Annotated in this window: 16 protein-coding genes; 5 read left to right on the top strand and 11 right to left on the bottom strand. The window is 36.0% G+C overall.

The genetic code is table 11. The features are described from left to right. Positions 1-42 precede the first annotated feature (42 nt). Positions 43-1,254, bottom strand: a complete 1,212-nt coding sequence (locus C7437_RS07975; protein WP_170122342.1) for an ATP-grasp domain-containing protein — start codon at positions 1,252-1,254, stop codon at positions 43-45. Between the two features lie 437 nt (positions 1,255-1,691). Between C7437_RS07975 and sda the strand changes: the two genes are divergently transcribed. The 4 genes from sda to C7437_RS07955 all read left to right on the top strand — a co-directional run bounded on the left by sda (position 1,692) and on the right by C7437_RS07955 (position 4,327). Then, on the top strand, positions 1,692-1,820 hold the full coding sequence (gene sda, locus C7437_RS07970; protein WP_111439149.1) for a sporulation histidine kinase inhibitor Sda: 129 nt from the start codon (positions 1,692-1,694) through the stop codon (positions 1,818-1,820). A gap of 530 nt (positions 1,821-2,350) precedes the next feature. Further along, positions 2,351-3,013, top strand: a complete 663-nt coding sequence (locus tag C7437_RS07965) for a hypothetical protein (protein ID WP_111439148.1) — start codon at positions 2,351-2,353, stop codon at positions 3,011-3,013. A 78-nt stretch (positions 3,014-3,091) separates the two neighbouring features. After that, positions 3,092-3,394, top strand: a complete 303-nt coding sequence (locus tag C7437_RS07960) for a YunC family protein (RefSeq protein WP_111439147.1) — start codon at positions 3,092-3,094, stop codon at positions 3,392-3,394. A 126-nt stretch (positions 3,395-3,520) separates the two neighbouring features. Beyond that, positions 3,521-4,327 carry a S1C family serine protease gene (locus C7437_RS07955; protein ID WP_111439146.1) on the top strand — a complete coding sequence of 269 codons (807 nt, stop codon included), beginning with the start codon at positions 3,521-3,523 and terminating at the stop codon, positions 4,325-4,327. 159 nt (positions 4,328-4,486) lie between these two features. Here C7437_RS07955 and C7437_RS07950 read toward each other — a convergent pair whose 3' ends face one another. The 8 genes from C7437_RS07950 to C7437_RS07915 form a co-directional block, all read right to left on the bottom strand. Further along, positions 4,487-5,068 carry a YitT family protein gene (locus tag C7437_RS07950; protein WP_111439145.1) on the bottom strand — a complete coding sequence of 194 codons (582 nt, stop codon included), beginning with the start codon at positions 5,066-5,068 and terminating at the stop codon, positions 4,487-4,489. Positions 5,069-5,179: 111 nt separating this feature from the next. Further along, positions 5,180-6,361, bottom strand: a complete 1,182-nt coding sequence (locus tag C7437_RS07945; RefSeq protein ID WP_111439144.1) for an amidohydrolase — start codon at positions 6,359-6,361, stop codon at positions 5,180-5,182. A 31-nt stretch (positions 6,362-6,392) separates the two neighbouring features. After that, positions 6,393-7,796, bottom strand: coding sequence for an MFS transporter (locus C7437_RS07940; RefSeq protein ID WP_111439143.1), 1,404 nt, complete (start codon positions 7,794-7,796; stop codon positions 6,393-6,395). Between the two features lie 18 nt (positions 7,797-7,814). After that, a complete protein-coding gene (locus C7437_RS07935; RefSeq protein WP_111439142.1) occupies positions 7,815-9,002 on the bottom strand; it encodes a M20 family metallopeptidase in 1,188 nt (395 codons plus the stop codon). Positions 9,003-9,027: 25 nt separating this feature from the next. Next, positions 9,028-10,410: an MFS transporter gene (locus C7437_RS07930; RefSeq protein ID WP_111439141.1), complete on the bottom strand. Its 1,383-nt coding sequence runs from the start codon at positions 10,408-10,410 to the stop codon at positions 9,028-9,030. A gap of 498 nt (positions 10,411-10,908) precedes the next feature. Beyond that, positions 10,909-11,784, bottom strand: a complete 876-nt coding sequence (locus tag C7437_RS07925; RefSeq protein ID WP_111439140.1) for a DMT family transporter — start codon at positions 11,782-11,784, stop codon at positions 10,909-10,911. Positions 11,785-11,970: 186 nt separating this feature from the next. Continuing rightward, positions 11,971-12,726, bottom strand: coding sequence for a hypothetical protein (locus C7437_RS07920; protein ID WP_111439139.1), 756 nt, complete (start codon positions 12,724-12,726; stop codon positions 11,971-11,973). A 26-nt stretch (positions 12,727-12,752) separates the two neighbouring features. Next, complete coding sequence (locus tag C7437_RS07915) at positions 12,753-16,583, bottom strand: AAA domain-containing protein (RefSeq protein WP_111439138.1); 3,831 nt, start codon at positions 16,581-16,583, stop codon at positions 12,753-12,755. A gap of 201 nt (positions 16,584-16,784) precedes the next feature. On the opposite strand from C7437_RS07915, the gene C7437_RS07910 reads away from it, so the two are divergent. Then, on the top strand, positions 16,785-17,153 hold the full coding sequence (locus C7437_RS07910) for a hypothetical protein (protein ID WP_111439137.1): 369 nt from the start codon (positions 16,785-16,787) through the stop codon (positions 17,151-17,153). A gap of 12 nt (positions 17,154-17,165) precedes the next feature. On the opposite strand, the gene C7437_RS07905 is transcribed toward C7437_RS07910, so the two are convergent. Together C7437_RS07905 and C7437_RS07900 are read right to left on the bottom strand one after the other, a co-directional pair. Next, positions 17,166-18,155, bottom strand: a complete 990-nt coding sequence (locus C7437_RS07905; protein WP_111439136.1) for an LLM class flavin-dependent oxidoreductase — start codon at positions 18,153-18,155, stop codon at positions 17,166-17,168. Between the two features lies 1 nt (position 18,156). Then, complete coding sequence (locus C7437_RS07900) at positions 18,157-18,441, bottom strand: DUF3219 family protein (RefSeq protein ID WP_111439135.1); 285 nt, start codon at positions 18,439-18,441, stop codon at positions 18,157-18,159. Positions 18,442-18,446: the final 5 nt, after the last annotated feature.

Genomic DNA, 18,446 nt, shown 5'->3' with positions numbered 1-18,446 from the left:
TCTTCATAGCGTTCAACTTTTTCAACTCCTTCCTTCTGCACTTTATAACGGGATAAGAAAAAATTTAATCTCTTTTGCAGCTACTAATGCATTTTTTTTTGCTTGCTCAGCTGTTTCGGATGTCGCTACCACACATGCATAGCGGTTCCCCATCGAATATGGACTTGATAGAATATCTCCTTTAACAGGTTTTATATGAACGTATTTTACGCCCTCGTGCAACCAAGCCTGATCATAACCTAGAACTTTAACCAGTCTTCCTTGGGACCCAACTGTTACATATCTAGCGTAAACAAACTGTTTTCGTGTTTCTTTCAATATAGGTTCTTCCCCCAAATAGAGTTTTATAATTTCTTTTACAAGATTAATACCAGTTCCTTCTTCTAAAATTCGATTCATCGCACCACCTGACATTCTAGGGTTCACTTCGATCAGCTTCCATTGACTTTGAACTAATTTCATCTCAAGATGACAAGATCCACTTATCAGACCTATTTCTTCGACAATACTTGAAACACTTTCGGTCAACTTCTTAGAAACAGTCTCATCTAACAAAGCTGGAAACTTATACCCAGTAACGATAAATTTCCTATCATACGCGACCTCTTGCTCGATTACTCCAACAATCGAACACATGGTTTTATACACTAATACTTCAACTATATACTGGGCACCTGGCAAATATTCTTCTATTAGTAGAGGCGAATTGGGTAATTTCCTATTTAAAATGGATACTGCATTTTCAAAACGCTTTAAAGTATCGATATAAAATACATCCTTCGAACCGTTTGAAATAGGTAATTTAATAATGAAAGGAAATATTATATGATTCTTTTTTATAAAACCTTCCTGACAGTCATCACTTTGAAATACTGCATATAACGGGGTTATTGGAAGGTTATTTAACTTTTCTCTAATCTTGATTTTATTTTCCATTATATTTAATGCTTCTACAGAAATCTCCGCCAACCCAAAATACATGGCTATTTTCGCTGCAAAAGAAACATATGGATCTACAAAACTAATACAAGCACAAATTTGCTTACCATTCTCTATTAGATTTGTTATTTCCTCTTTGATATGTTCTTCATCCACTAAATTTTCTAAATAAACAATTTGATCTACTTCTAGAAATTCTTTATGAAGCATTCTGTTGGTCAATAACACGACAAAGTAGCCCATATCTTTTGCAATTGTTAACCCTTCTTTACTTGTCCCAAACTTGTTGCTTCCTATGAAGACGATTGTTTTCAATTCGTAAACCATCCATTCCAAGCATTCTTATTTATAAAATATGCAAAAAAAAATAAATGGACAATAATAATTGCCTAAGGAAGAAAGAATTTTTTTGAGAGATACATATATTACCCTCTTACTTATACTTAATTTACCTTTCTTAGAACCTGAAAATTGTTAATAAGGTCTCTTTTATAAGAAAATGTTTCGACAAATTCTGCAATTTTACATAACTGTGGATAAAGTTATGCACATAATATCGTCTGGTATGTATATGATTTCTAGTGTTGTGCACAAATTAATAACAGGTTATCCACCATACCCTGTGGATAAGAGAACGGTTGTTCTTAATGGAATTATTTGATAAATTTAAATTACATCAAAGGCATCTAGTCTGAAAATTTATATGTTTTAACTTTATGGTAAACATAATCGTTTAGGAGGTGAGGTCACTTATGGCTAAAATGTCTAATGAATTATTAATTGAGTCATATATTTCAGCAGTTTCTCTAAAACTAAGTCCCGACTTTATAAGCCTACTTGAATATGAAATGCTCCGTCGTTTTATCACACTTCATAATTAATAATAAAAGCTGAAGCGCCTATTTCTGCCCCGACAGGCAAATGGGGAATCGCGAGGAGGCAGCTCCTCAGCCACCGCAGTGATTACCCATTTGACCCCGAGGGGCAAGGCGCTGGAGCTAGACAGATCTCGCAGAATTTTTTTATACTTTCTTATCTTTAAGAAAACCTCAAGTGCCCTTTTCTAAATGGACGTTTTCGGTTCGCTTTGGACGAAACTTATTGTATTAGAATAAACGAGAAAAAGATCGGGGGCTACGTGACTGCGTCACGTAGCCCCTCGATCTTTTCGGTCATCCTATTACATTTGTTTGTTTGTCTGTGACTCTCCTAAAACATCTAAAAGAAAAGGGCAAATGCCAAGTACTGATTTGTAATCAGTACTTGGCTATTTTTAAATGTCCTCCAATTACAAACCCCCATTTTACAATTAGAATTTTAAAACGGCACCACTTTTAGAATTGCAGAGTATCCTAGCATACGAACCTTTTTAGAAAACGGTTTATGTGATATTAAAAGGAGAGAATGAGAAATGAATCCTTACATGAATGAATTTGGCCCTAATTATAGCTCACCCTATTCTATGTATACAGCACCAGGTAGACTCTTTTTGAATCCCCGAGTACCATTTGGCTATGAAACTCCCCGTTGCATAAGTCAGACTGAGGCTGATTTTAAAAGTATGAGCAGGCAAATTTGGTCAGAGCATGTTAACTGGACGAGGATGACAATTACTAGCATTGTATTCAATTTACCCGATTTGCCTTTTGTTCAAGAGCGTCTATTAAGAAATGCAACTGATCTTGCAAATTCTATCCGACCATTTTACGGTGATCAAATTGCACATCGATACGGAGCACTTATAAAGGAGCATCTAGTGCTTGCGGCAGAATTAGTAACCGCTGCTGTAAAAGGTGATTCACAAAAAGCTGAACAAATGGAAAGAGAATGGTATAGAAATGCAGACGAAATTTCGATTTTTTGGAGCAGAATTAATCCATATTTAAGTAAAGAAAACGTACAGAAAATGTTTTATTTACATCTATCTCTAACGAAAAATGAAGCTGTTTACATGATTCAAAAAAATTACAACGCAAGTATCGAAGTATTCGATAAAATAGCTAAGCAAGCATCAGAAATGGCAGACATGTTTTCAAATGCAATCATTATGCAATTTCCACATACTTTTCAATAAAATCAAAAACTAATTACTCACCCTTTTCTCTAGCTAAACATAATGTATAAATGTGCAGAAAAGGAGTGATTATTCAACATGATTCATTTGGAACCAATTGAAATCAGTGGTCATACGTTTTTAAGTGTTTCCGTAAAATTACCAAAAACAAACTTACTCGCAGTTACAAATGACAAAGGGTATATTATGTGTGGTGCGCTGGATGTAGCACTGTTAAATGAGAAATTAAGGGACCGTAAAGTAATAGCAGGCAGAGCCGTTGGAGTAAAGACAATCGAGGAATTGCTAAATGCTCCTCTTGAGTCGATTACTTATGAAGCAGAAGAATTAGGTATTACAGAAGGAATGATTGGTAGAGAAGCTTTGTTAAAAATGATTTAACCTCTTATTAATTACCAGGATCTACGCATATTAGATCCTGGTGATCTTCAAATTTAGATAATACATCCAGTTAAGGTATATTAGATATAGAATAGGTTTTGTACAAGTTGAGGGGGCTGTGAATTGATGGACTCAAACGAAAAAAAAGAAGATATGGAAGAAGAATTGGATGATGAAGCCCTCCAAGAACTTGTGTTAGAAGCACAACGAGAAGCTTTGACTAAAGATTCTCTCGAAAAAGCAAGTAAAAAAACAAAACGTCCTTTTCCTAAATGGGTATTTTGGGTTTTAGCGTCTGTCTTATTTGTGAATTCATTTGCAGTCTTTTTTCAAATATATTCTATACCAGCAATTGAGTTTTTAAAAACATCTGCGAAGCTATCATTACAAGAAGATATTGCTAGCTATAAAAAAGCTATTGTCGTCATATCTACTGAAGACAGTAAAGGAACAGGTTTTTCTATATCAAACGATGGAACTATCATTACAAATAATCATGTCGTCGAAGGAAATGAAACAGTGACGGTCAATTTCCCAGAAGACGGAATGTTTCAAGCTAATGTTGTGCATACATATCCATCTGTTGATCTTGCTGTCTTAAAAATAGAAGGAAAAGACCTACCATATTTGCAACTTGCAGAGCAAACAACTTTTGAAGATGATGAGCATATTTACTTTATCGGTAATCCACTGAGTTTTTCTGGTATTGCTAATGAAGGCAAGATCATCGATTTTATTCAGTTAAGCGATTGGGACACACCAGTCGTTATGATCAAAGCACCTGTATACCGTGGAAATAGTGGAAGTCCCATATTAAATGAAGAAGGACAAGTGATTGGTGTTATTTTCGCTACATTAGATCATGATACGTATGGAAAAGTGGGCTTATTTGTACCTATTGATGATTATTATAGACAGGATGTAGCTGAATAAGAAAAGTGTGGAGCGCCCTTTTTCATTATAGACTTTTACAGTTCGCTTTGGACAAAAATTATGGTAATAGAATAAACGATAAAGAAATTGAGCAACAGTGTAAGCTAATAAACTGTCCAAAGTAATCTAGAAAAAGCGTACATTATCTGTTAAAACACATTAATAATGCCTTTTCATAATAATAGAAGTCGTGATACCAACTGAAATTACCGTTAAACAAGAACGAAATAATGAAACAGTATCAACAACAACACTCCCCACTACAACAACCATAAAATCGAATGTCAATATACATAACCCCGGGTTAACGCGTAAAAACTTGGAAATCATTTGCGCTAATAAGTCGGTTCCACCAATAGATGTTTCAACTCGAAGCATTAAACCAACACCTAAACCTACAAAAACACCCCCACATATAGCTCCAATTATCCCATTAGCTACAAATTTCTCCCCCGCAATATGTAAAGGATACAAAAAGTCAATGACAACAGAGGAAAACAATAATCCATGAATACCATTGTAAAAAAACGCCCGATAATGTATCCAAGCAATTAGAAAAATCGGTAAACTAATACACATAATTGCAATGCCTACTTTAATGTTCCAAAGATAATGCATAATTAAACCTATTCCAATTCCTCCACCATCTAATAAATGAAAAGGAACTAAAAAAAAGTTAATCCCGATACCAACTAATACACTTCCGACTAATATAATAAGAGTTTTATGGAAAAAATACATTTTCCCCACCTTTCCACTTATTCATGTATATGTTTGGCCAAAGAAAAAAACACAGAAAATGTAAACCTGTGTTTTTAGAATTGTTCTCATATATTTGGTTACCTAATTTGATTACTTATTATAGCTACATACGATCTCTGCAACTGCTTTTGCCGCTACTAATAATGCATCTTCATCCACATCCCATTTTGGATGGTGATTAAAGTATGCATTTTCTACTCCTTTTGGTGCACTCCCTACATAGATGAATGTTCCGGGGAATCTTTTTACATAGTAAGCAAAATCTTCAGAACCAGAGAACTTTTGAAATTCTACTACTTCTTTGATTTCCTTTTCCTCTGATTGTCGTAATATTTCTACTACTTCCGCCACAATTTCCGGATTATTATAAAGTGGTGGATAGTCTGCAACATAATCTAGCTCACAATTAACCCCAAACTCTTCCCCGAGTCCTTTTACGATACGGCGGACTTCCTTTTCAATAAGCTCTTGTGTTTCATCCGTCATGTACCGGACATCACCTTCAAGCTCTACACTGTCTTTGATTACATTAAAAGCTCCTTTTCCATCAAATGAACCAATAGTGATTACACCTACATCAAACGGGTTTAGGCGACGACTAATAATTGTTTGAATAGCCGTAACAAAGTGAGCCCCTGCCACAATTGGATCATTAGCCATATGCGGGGAAGAACCATGCCCACCTTTACCATTAATCACTAGTTTAAAATAAGTACGACCCGCCATAGCAAACCCACTTCTGTACCCTACAACACCTGCAGGATGAGTTGGGAATAAGTGAACCCCGTACACTGCATCTAAATCGTCTAATAGTCCAGACTCAACAATACTTTTTGCACCACCAGGAGGTGATTCTTCTGCATGTTGATGAATAATTTTAATCGTTCCAGAAAGTTCATCCTTCAATTGGATCAAACAGTCCGCTAAAACTAATAAGTAAGCAGTATGTCCATCATGTCCACATGCATGCATTACACCGGGGTTTTTAGATTTAAAAGGCACATCTGTTTCTTCAACTATTGGTAGTGCGTCAAAATCTGCACGTAAACCAATTGTTTTCCCTGGTTTCGATCCTTTAATTGTGACAATTATCCCATAACCATTACCGACATTTGTTTGAATCTCAACATCTTTTCCAGCGTAGAAATCGATAATATACTGAGCAGTCTTTTCTTCTTGAAATGATAACTCTGGATTTTCATGGAGGTAACGTCGGATATCAACCATTTCAGCACTGCGATTTTCTAGCATTTTCATTAAGCGTTTTTTCATGATAGAATACACTCCTTATCTATTTTTAAATTTATGCTACTTTTTTACCTGTATTATTAGGTACTAAGATAACGATAGATATTAATGCAATTACCGCAAAAATTACATTTGTAACAATGCCCGCTGTTGCAGCTACGTCAATTCCGCTCTGAGTTAATATTATGCTGTAAACAGTTGCAGAAATAGCAACCCCAAAAGCTCCACCTAGGGAACTAGCCATTTTATAAATACCAGATGCTACTCCAATTTTATCATCTGGTGCATTTGATACTGCAGTATCCGTCGAAGGTGTCGCATAAATCCCTAAACCTAAACCGAACATAGCAAATCCGATGAATACAACTACCGTGTACATTACACCAGGTAAGAATGTTAAAGCCATTAACGCTACTCCAATACCTGTGATGATCGTGCCCCACACCATTGGTTTTTTTGCGCCAATTTTTTGAAGTATTTTCTCACCGACACGAATCATTCCTAATACCGCAACTAAATAACCGATTGATAGCATTCCCGATTGAAAGGCCGTAAATCCTCGACCAACTTGTACATATGTGTTCGCAACTACTAAAGTACCTGCTACTGCGTTTAATAAGAAGTTAGAAATAGTGGCACCTGTATATGCTTTATTTTTAAATAATTCAAAATCAATAAGTGGTCCTGTTTTCCCAAGTTCATATTTCACAAAAACAACTATTCCGATAATGGTAATAGCTAATAGCAACAATGAAGTAATACTTGTCCAACCAAGTTTTGATCCTTGTGTAATAAAAATATTTAATGCAAGCATTGTAATGACAAAAATAGTTAAACCCGTATAGTCAAACTTGAAGGGACCTGTTTGTTCTGTTTTACTTTCAGGTGTATCTTTAATTAGTATCATAGCTAGTAGTGCGAAAACGATTGAAAAGATGAAAATCCATTTCCATCCCATATACGTTGCAATTGCTCCACCTGCGAACGAACAAATCCCTGAACCACCCCAAGAACCGATTGACCAGTAACTCAGTGCACGTTGACGATCTTCTCCTTCATAATATGCTTTGACTAATGCAATAGTCGCAGGCATAATACATGCCGCCGATAAACCTTGGATTACTCTTCCGATAATGAGTAATCCTGCTCCATTTGCAAAAACCAAACATAACGAACCTACTATACTTAATATAAGCCCAATATACGTTAATTTTTTTCTCCCCAGGACATCAGCTAAACCACCAGCCGCTACGATGAAAATTCCGGAAAAAAGTGCAGATAAACTAATCGCGATATTTAATGTTCCTAGTTCAATACCCAAATCTTCTTGCACTGCTGGTACAACATTCACCATTGCCTGTGCAAATAACCAAAAAGTAATAACCCCAAAAACAATACCAATTATTAATTTTTTTGTTCCTTTGTATTCCGGCGCTTTTGATGAATTAACTGTTGTCATGATAATCCTCCCCTTTTTTTATACTTGATATTTATCTAAATAATCTAGTACAATTGCTCCCATTGATTTGGCTGCTATTAGCAAAGAGTTTTCACTTACATCAAATTTCGGATGGTGATGAGGATATCCTGGCCCGTTTTCTGGTTTTGCTCCAACATAGAAGAATGTACTTGGACGCTCTACGGCATAATAAGCGAAATCTTCGGAAGGTGGCTGTGGTTCACAACGAACAATCTCCGCGACCCCTTCGATACCTGCTTCTTTCAAACTGTTCGCTACAAAATCAGTCAGATGAACATCATTTACAAGTACCGGATAATCATTCACATAATTCAATTCATATGTGATCCCGAACATACCTGCCAACCCTTCTAGTAAAGTGCGAACTTCTCTTTCTATTATTGTCCGAACTTCCTCCGTCATCGCACGAACGTCCCCTTCGATTTCTATGGAATCTTTAATCACATTGAATGATCCTTTTCCATCGAATGACCCAATCGTAATACTACCTACGTCAAACGGATTCAACCTTCTACTAACAACTGTTTGTAAAGCGGTCACAAAATGAGCACCTGCTACGATTGAATCATTTGCCATATGCGGGGAGGATCCATGGCCGCCTTTCCCTCGAATAATTACTTTAAAATAAGCACGACCAGTTTGTATAGGTCCTTCACGGTAATACACATTTCCAGTTTCCATCGTAGACATAACATGTATACCGAAAACATTATCTACTCCATCTAGTACCCCGTCTTTAATCATCGCAATTGCTCCGCCCGGTGGTTGTTCTTCCGCTGGTTGATGGATTACAATAATTTTCCCTGTTAACTGTTCTTTCATATCTATTAAAGACTCTGCTAAGACGAGCATATATGCATTATGCGCATCATGTCCGCATGCATGCATAACCCCATCTACTTTAGATGCGAAAGGTAAATTGGTTTCCTCATGAATTGGCAAAGCATCAAAATCAGCACGAATCGCTAATGTTTTGCCTGGTTTCCCACTATCTATTGTCACTTTCACACCGTATCCACCAATGTTAGTTTCCACTTGAACATCTTTGTTTTTGTAAAAATCTGCAATATAGGTTGAAGTTTTTTCCTCTTTAAATGAAAGTTCTGGGTTTTCATGAAGATAACGTCGAATTTCAATCATTTTTGGCTCTTTTTCTTTTAGCACGGTGAATAATTGTTCTTTCATTTTGAATCACTCCTCTATAATTTTTTTAAACAGTTTTCACATCTTTTGGCGTAGTGATAAATACAGACAATAACGCCAGCAAACAACTAACTATACTAACTGAAAGGCCTATCATTGCAGCAAAGTCGATATTTCCCTGCACATTTAAAGCATTGAAAACACTGGAAGAAATAGCGATTCCTAAAGAACCTCCAAGTGCACTCGACATTTTATAAATCCCTGTTGCTACGCCCGCTTTGCCTTCGGGAGAATTAGAAACTGCTGTATCTGTGGATGGTGTTGCATAAAACCCTAGTCCAGTACCAAATAATATAAAACCAATGATGACAAAAACAATATAAAGAGAGTTACTTAAAAACGTTAAAGCCATTAGGGTTATGCCCAAAGCACTAATAAATGCACCAAGCATCATAGGTTTTCTTGCACCTATTTTTTGTAATGCTTTTTCGCCCACCCTAATCATGATCAAAATACAGACCAAGTACCCGATAGAAAGTAATCCGGTCTCAAAGGCTGAAAAACCCCTAGATAATTGAATATACGTGTTAATAACGATTAAAGTACCCGCTGCAGAATTCAATAAAAAATTCGACAATGTGGCACCTGAATATGCTTTATTTTTAAAGATTGAAAAATCAATAAAACTTTTATCTTTTTTCTTCAATTCGAATTGAAAGAAAAGTATAGCCGAGACGATGCAAAGTATCCCAAGTATTATAGTACTAATGCTTGTCCAACCTAGCTTGGAGCCTTGTGTAATAATAATATTCAAGCTGACCATTGAGATAATAAATACCATCAATCCGGCAAAATCAAACTTTTTAGTAGAGGATGAAGCGATTACTTTTGTCTCCGGCGTGCCTTTTATTAGGAATATTGAAAATAGTGCGAAAACAATGGAAAATACAAAAATCCAACGCCAGCCAATAGAAGAAGCTATTGCCCCACCTACTAAAGAACAAAGTCCTGTACCTCCCCAGGAACCAATTGCCCAAAAACTGAGCGCTCTTTGCCGCTGTTCATCCTTATAGTAAGATTTTATAAGACTTAAAGTTGATGGCATTATACACGCTGCAGATAACCCTTGAATTATTCGACCCGAAATAAACATAATAGATCCAGTTGAAATAACTAGCAGTATAGAACCAATGACACTCAAGACTAAACCGATCATCGTAATCCTTACTGCCCCATACCTGTCCACAAAACCACCTGCAACTACTACGAATATACCAAAAAATAAAGATGTAGCACTTATGCCGATTCCGATAATATTGGTATTAATAGCTAAATCCTGTTGCACATCTGGTACAGTATTTAATAATGCTTGGGAGAATAGCCAATATGTTAAAATTCCTACTCCAATACCAAAGATTAACCTGTCATTTCCCTTATAAGTTTCTTCCAATTCTTTCACTCCTTCACGCCGAACAGTTTATATTTTAATGAATACATGAAAGTATTGATGATTTTCGACAATTTTCAAAAGTTTATGACAAAAAACGCAAGAAGAAAAATCAATTTCTTTCATATTCTATCCAATTCAAATCAATTTACGACAATTCAAACTTAAAATCATGTATTTGTCATACCTATTTCGACAAACTTCAAAGAATTCCTTCTTTTCAAAGTAAACTGCTTACGTAATTATAAAATTGTTTCTCGAGAACAGAGGAAAGTCTTAACTACACGATAACTAAAAAAAGGAGTGGCTGAGAAAGTAACGCAGTAGCTTTCTCAGCCATTCCTCTGTTCTTTTAAGTTAAATGTAGTGCAAGCGCCTATTACTGCGTAGGGCAGCAAATGGGGATGGGGTAGTACCCATTTGACCCCGAGGCGACGAGCTTCGCACAGGAGCACAGGCTGCTTGCGCTAGATATATTATGCAGAAATTTAATATACGATCTTATCGTCTAAGTTGTTGTAGTAAGAAGAAAAAGACTCCTACCAATACCAGTACTCCACCAAAAATTTGCCAACCGGCCAGTCGTTCTCCGAGTAAAACGACCGCTAATATAGTTGCTCCAACCGGCTCTCCTAAAATACTCATGGAAATAGTCGTTGCAGTAACATAATTCATTAACCAATTATTAATCATATGCGATATGGTCGGTACAATCGCTAATAATAGAAAAATGCCCCACTCTTTTGATTCATATCCACTAAACTGAACTCCAGCAAGTAAGTTATACACAACTAACGCAATTCCAGCAAAGAAAAATACGCAAAAACTATAAATCCAATGCGATACTTTCTTTACAGCATTTTGCCCAATTAACAAATAACCAACTACTGCAATAACGCTCAGAAAAGAAAGCACATCTCCGAGAATAGCAGATTTACTTAGGCCAAAGTCTCCCCAGCCGATTAATACAGCACCGACCACTGCAACTCCCATTGTCAGCAGCGCAGAAGTAGTCGTCCGTTCCTTGAAAAATATAAAACCCCCAATAAGTGCGACAATTGGTTGTAACCCAAGAATAATTGTAGAACTAGCTACCGTCGTTAACTTTAAAGAACCAAACCACAAAGCAAAATGTAATGCTAAAAATAACCCTGAAATTACTAATAGAACCCAATCTTTTTTTTCTATGTTTTTAAACTCATTACGTTTTATCCATATGATTGGTAATAGAAACAAACTCGCAAGCAGCATTCGGTACATACTCAATACTGTTGCCGGTGCATCCGACCATTTCACAAAAATCGCAGAAAAAGAAATAGCGATAATTGAAATAATGAGTGGCACCACAATCCTTTTTGAACCATTTGTTTGATTCACTTTAGTCACTCCAAATCATTTAACTTCGATAGAAATTTTTATCCCGCATTAACGGGCAGTATGACTCCACTTCAACGCTTGGCCAAGCGCATAAGCGTAAGTTGGAGATCAACTGCCCGTAAACGCCCGAATGGTTCAACTAACAATCAGTGGGGATGAAGACCCCCCACTGATTGAAGTTTCACTTTACAAAAGTTCTCGCCACTTCATACGCTCTTTTTCATTCAACTGATTTTCTAACTTTTCATCCCATTGTGAAAGTAGCGTGTTCCAAACTCGAGCATATACGATATCTTTTTCACTGTTATATAGGATGTATTCCAAGCATGGGACATCATCAATCGTAAGTTCGGATGTTGAAATGATTTCAGAAACAACTGTTTGGGTATCCCCTTCATCTGATTCAGTGTCACTCTTTTGAAGTGCTTCGATCAGCATATCATCATCAAAATGGAGCTCTTCATCCAAATAACCATCTTTCACATAGCGATAGATTTCCAGTAATTCTTCATCAGGTGAAGCTGGTTTAATATAACCACTCAAAAATGCTTCATGGCTTGTACTATATAATTCTGTTTTCGACTCTATATCTTGTTCTTCCTCAAATATGCCATTTTCCAATTGCTTCATGCCACGATCTGTTAGTTTGAATAAACCATCACGCTTTTCAATGAGTCCTGTTCTACTCATGATGGAGATTAAGTCTTCAATAAATAGCTGCTCGACCAGTAATAAATCACTTAGCTCTTCTGCTTTAGACACGCTTGCCTTCTGAAAAGTAATGAGCATCATCTTCATGAGTACATCCATTTTGGTACGCTTAACTGGTTTAAATTCCACTTCTATGGAATGGACTGGTATGCTCCAAGTAGCAGAATGTATAATTTTTACTTTCATGCTTTGTTGTAATTCTTTGGTTAAACGTTTTTGAAGCTCCTGCATATACGTATACCCCTAAACTGACTACCTTATTTTTTGATGTTTCCTTTTGGATCTCGTAAAGCCTTTTTATCTTTTACGATGCCAAGTAAGCGACTATACATTTTTCTTGATTCTACTTTTTTGGCTCTCTCTGTAAACATTTGTGTACTGCCTACAATAATTAATAATTCCCTCGCTCTAGACAACGCTACATTTAATCGTCTATAGTCATTTGCAAACCCTATATCTCCGCTTTTATCTCGATTATTTCGAACCATACTTAACACTATGACGTCCATTTCCATTCCTTGGAATTTATCGACAGTACCAGTTCTAAACGTGATGTGTTTAAGATTCAATTCTTGCTGTATTAAACGATCAATTTTCTTCACTTGCTCCCCGTAAAAACTAATAACCCCGATACTTTTCCGTTCATCTTGCTTCATTCTCCCTTCATTTTTAGCATTTTCTGTTGCTTGATCTAAATCAATTAAAACCTCGCGAATAGTGGTCAATTCAGCTTGGTTAAAGCGACTTTTCCCATCTTTCATCTGCTCTTCAAAATAGGCTTTTTCATTCGGCATATCTAGCCAAAGAAGATGGTCATTTCGATTCACATATTGAGATTCAAGTAAGTGGTCACGCATCGTATCCGAATCGCTTAAACCACATTGAAGTCGATAGTTTTCTTCTTCATAAAACGGTGTGATTGTTTCCATAATGCTTTCATGCATTCGGTACTGAATAGCTAACATTGTTTTGTTACTCTTAGGTAAGTTTTTAAATAAACGTTCGAATAAAGATTCTTTCAACAGTTTCTTTAGTTCCCCTTTTTCTTCCAAGCTATCGCTTTCTTCTAAAATTGCTTGAAGGGACTCATCAATCGTATCTTCCCCAACGAGTGGAGGCAGCTGATGATGGTCTCCAACCAATATTATTTTTTTCCCTTTTAACATGGGTAAAAGTAATTCAGGTGGAGTCGCTTTCGATACTTCATCTATTATTACTACATCGAACGTTGGATAATTCTCCATAAATTCTTTTCGAGCAGATGCTACACAAGTTGTCCCGATAACATTGGCATGTCGAACATATAACTTTCTAATCTCATCTAAGTCATAATCACTAGCTTCTTTCAGTAACGAAAACCATTCGTTTTGTAGCGCTTGGGTAATTGGCAAACGTTTTTTCTCAAGGGTAATTTTCTCTACTTTTTCAGATAAAGTAGAGATTTCTACTAAGGTTTTTTCATGTTCTATTTCCGGATGTTGATTTATTAATTCTTCTATAGCTTTTAATTGTTTTTCCTGCTCCAAGCCCTGAGAATTAACCTTTTTACTGTCCTGCTCTTTTTCCTCTAGATCCGCTTCATACATTTCTATTTGTTCCAAAGTATATTTTGCATCATTCTTTTTAATCTCTAGTTGCTGTACATATTGCTTGAGGGTTTCTTGTGATTTCTGCAAGTCTTTATATGTATGTTCTTTCAGCAATAGCTCCGATTTTAAGTCGTTTAATTCGGGGATGCTTTCTACTGGTCCAATTTGGCTTAAGTGACTTTCCCTTCTATCTTGCAACTGAGCCAGTTGGTTGTTTTGGATAATACCTGTGTTCTTCAGTTCACTTCTATATTGATCAATTTCAGTAATTGATTTGCTTATTTGTTCGATTAATTCATTTTTGATTTCCTCAAATAATGTTACGGACTCTGCTTTATCTTTTTGAATCTGCTGTAGTGACCTTCCTTGCTGCCAAACATAATCTCTACGTACGTATAATCCTTCTAAAAACACTGATAATCTTTCAATTTGATTTGCAGGTTTATCTGAAGTTAGTAGCTGTTTCATTCGATCCATAAATTGATGAATTTCTTTTGCAGAATAGGATGAATGAAATACGACACCACTTTGTTTTACATTATTACGAATTGTTTCAATCTGAACACCATTTTCTTTTAATAAGCTTTCCATATAGTCAATCGCGGATAATAACCGCTTATTTAACTCGGCCCATTCATTAAAAGAATTTAGATTATCACTTATTTGATTTAATTTAGTAATTCTTTGTTCTAAATTAGCATGGGGTGTCACTTCATAGTGAAGCATACGGGTTTTCAATTCTCCCCGTTTTTTAATAGGAGGAATTTCATAGATAAATTCTTCTAAGTGGCGTTTTTTCACCTGTGCTTGTTGATATTCACTTCGAATAGTTGTTAAGGAATCCTCTAAATTTCTTATTTCTAATTTCGCCTGTTGAAACCCTATGGACTGACGAGTTCTGTCCATTTTCGTCCCTATTTGACCCATTTTTTCTATCAATTCTTGACTCGTTAAGTTCGTTTGGATAAATTGTTCTATAGAATTGATTTCATTCATTAACTTACTTGATGCATTTTTTAAAGTCAGTATATTACCTTCTAATTTTTCTCGTTCTTTCTTTAGTTGAACTAAACTTTTCTTGAGGTTTTTAATCTCATCTATTTTTACTACTCTTTCTTTCTTCGCGGCTTCTTTTAATTCAATCTTTTCTTCTAATGAAACAAGTTGTTGTTGAAGAAGTAGAGATTGTTCTTCACAACTAACTACTTCTTGTTCAATCTGACTTTTCCTTTCAGAATGACCTTCTATTACTTTCTGTAAAACACTCAATGTCTGATCTTTCCAGTATTGACCTACATTTTCTTCGATGAATTTTTTGCCTTCTTCTTCAATACTTTCTGTTCGACCAAAACGTAATATGCGAATATCTTTATTCGAAAGCAATCGACTAAGTGCATTATCCACAGCTAGATTGGACTGGGAAGCAACAAGTGTTCGAAGTCCAGCCTTTGCATTTTGTTGACATATTTCCGAGATGACCGTGGTTTTACCTGTTCCAGGTGGGCCTTGGATAACGTATAGATCTTCGGCAGACATCGCACCAACAACGGCTTCTTGTTGAAATTCGTTTAACTGATTATGAAATTCCAATTTTGCACGTTTACTCGGTATACGTATAGTTGGTCTGTCTTCAAACAGAATTTTTTCCAGATTAGCATTTGCTGCAAGCCCATTTTGAAGATCTTCGAATCCTTTTCGGAGTCTTCTTATCTGACTAAGCGTAGCAAAATTGCTAAACACTGCATCCTTCGATTTTGGATGCCACTGGTTTCGTCTTGCCATCTCTCTAAACTTTGGCTTCAGTTCAATCTCTACTGTTTTAGTACCTCGATTCACTTTCAACACATCGCCAACATCATTTTGAAATCCTCTCAATGTTACACTGAGGCCTTTCACTTTATTCCACTCATTTCCATTCAAATTACAATCTATTAACGTTAAGCGACTAAAATCTTCGTTTAAAGCTAATCTCGAATAAGATGCAGAAATGTCATCGATGGTTGCATTGCGTTCCTGAACTTTTAAATAGCCTTCCCAGCTAGAAATTCGTTTCTTTACGTACTCCGAACGTTCTTCTGCAACTGGTAATTCGCGAATTTTTGTGTGCAATTGGATAGGCATTCCTGCACCATTATTACGCGCAGTGACAAATTTCAAATTGGCTGGAAGACGTCTATTTGTCTTTACTGGAACTCTAGAACCTCTTACATGAAAACCAGTAGCTAGTAGGCCGTCGTTTTGAAGGATACATTCCATCACGGCAACTTTGCCATCTAACTTTTGTGCCATGACTTCATTCGTACCATTGTCAAAATAGAGAGTTAGGGATGTATTTCCATGTGCATTAATCGGTCGCTTTTCAATATGTACATCGAAAGAATCTTGTATTTTAAAGAAAGCATGTTCATCATTTGACCATTCCTGAATACCTTTGCGCGCTTTATTGGTAATCATAAGGTTGCATCGGAACGTCTCTACTCGGGTTGCCTCTTGTTTCATAAACATGCCTACTTTCTGTACCTAAAATAGAAGAGAAGAGTACCCGTCTCGACTTTACAAGAAAATCGGGTACTCTTCATATTTAATTCTATTATACATCTTAACGGTATTTAAAGTATGAAATTACTAAGCATAATCTTTCCTTTATATGTATATACTTTATTAGACTTGTAAATATCATTTTAATAGGAGGGAAACTATTTGAATAAAGTAGAGTTTAAAAAGAATTTTGAGATTGGGTATAAAAAAATGGAGTTTATAGCGAACAAATCGAAAACCATTATATGCATAGAAAATGACTATTCTGTTCCTTCTTCTACGGTTTCTTCATCTATTACTCACATAGAAGGTTCATTATATGAAAAATATAGATGGGGCTGGGTATTTACCGACATTGAAGAAGTTGAATCGGATATATTTGCAGATGTGACAATATCACTAGGTCGATTTGAAATTGATCCGGAGAATTTTGATGAAGAATCATTTATCGAACATTTAATAGAAGAAGCTTCTGAGAAAATAAAGGAAACAGATTATAGTACTGTGCTACAAAAAATGGAGGTCATATAATGACTATGACCTCTATTCTATCATTAGTAATCTATATGAATTAATACGATCATATGGAGCATATGTAATCGTATTTATCATCATTTCATCTGCTTTATATACAGCTTGTAATTCTCTTAATCTTTGTTTTACTTCGTGAGGATTTCCAATTAGCATTTGCTGTCTCATTTCTTCGATTATTTCCTTTTCTTTATGTGTTAATGGATAAGTTTTTGCTACCTCTATGGAAGGAATACCTTGGTTCCCTTCACTTTTATCCCTTTGTACTTTCCAAATAAGGGAACTTAATGCTATTTCTTCGGCTTTTTCTGTGGTTTCTGCACAAATGGCATTAACGGTTACGATTACTTTTGGCTTTTCTCCTTGTTTTCTTGGAGTAAATGCTTCCAAGTATTCTTGAACAACTGCCGCTCCATCCTTGTCGCTCATGAATTGACCAAATGTATAAGAAAGACCATTTTCCGCAGCAAGTAAGGCACTTTTCTTACTTGTTCCTAATAGCCATGGTTGCGGGGGTATGTCCGGCAATGGTGATGCAGAAACTTTCGAATACTCGGTTTCAGCTGGAAAATCATCTTCTAAAAAATGGAGTAATTCTTTCAATAATTGAGGCATTTTATATACATTCTGTAAAAAATTATCGGATAACGCATTCGTTGCTTCCGCAGAACCACCTGGAGCTCTCCCCAATCCAAGATCAATTCTATCTGGAAATAAAGTGGCTAATGTATTAAATACCTCAGCTACTTTATATGGTTTGTAATGTGGCAACAACACGGCGCCTGCTCCAATGCGAATCGTACTTGTATTTGCTCCGATATAACTTAACATCACTTCTGGTGCCGCGCTCGCGAGTCCAACTAAATCATGATGTTCAGTAATCCAGTAACGCGTATACCCTAGCGCTTCCCCAGCTTGAGCCAATTTCATCGAAGCATCCAAAGCTTCCTTAGGAGTTTGATTAGCAGAGATAGGCGATTGATCTAATATACTTAACTTCATCTCACTGCTCCACTTCAAGCAACGTTACGTTATATTGTCCAACTTGATCTTTTTCATATAAATTGGTTACAGAAGTAAAGTAATTGGTAATGGTGCCCTTAAAAGACAACTCATTTTCTGGTACTTGTACGTCAAAAGTTCCTCTATATAACAATGTAGCTATGTCATGATACTGCTCACTTGTCACATTAAAAACTATTGAAATTTGATGTAAATCATTCACTTTTTTTGCATCAAAACTTTGTATTTGAATAGATGTATCATCTAACCTAATTTCACTTACCAAAAATT

This window comes from Psychrobacillus insolitus, from assembly GCF_003254155.1.
Classification (GTDB): Bacteria; Bacillota; Bacilli; order Bacillales_A; family Planococcaceae; genus Psychrobacillus; species Psychrobacillus insolitus.
This window is presented reverse-complemented; position numbering and strand designations above follow the sequence as displayed.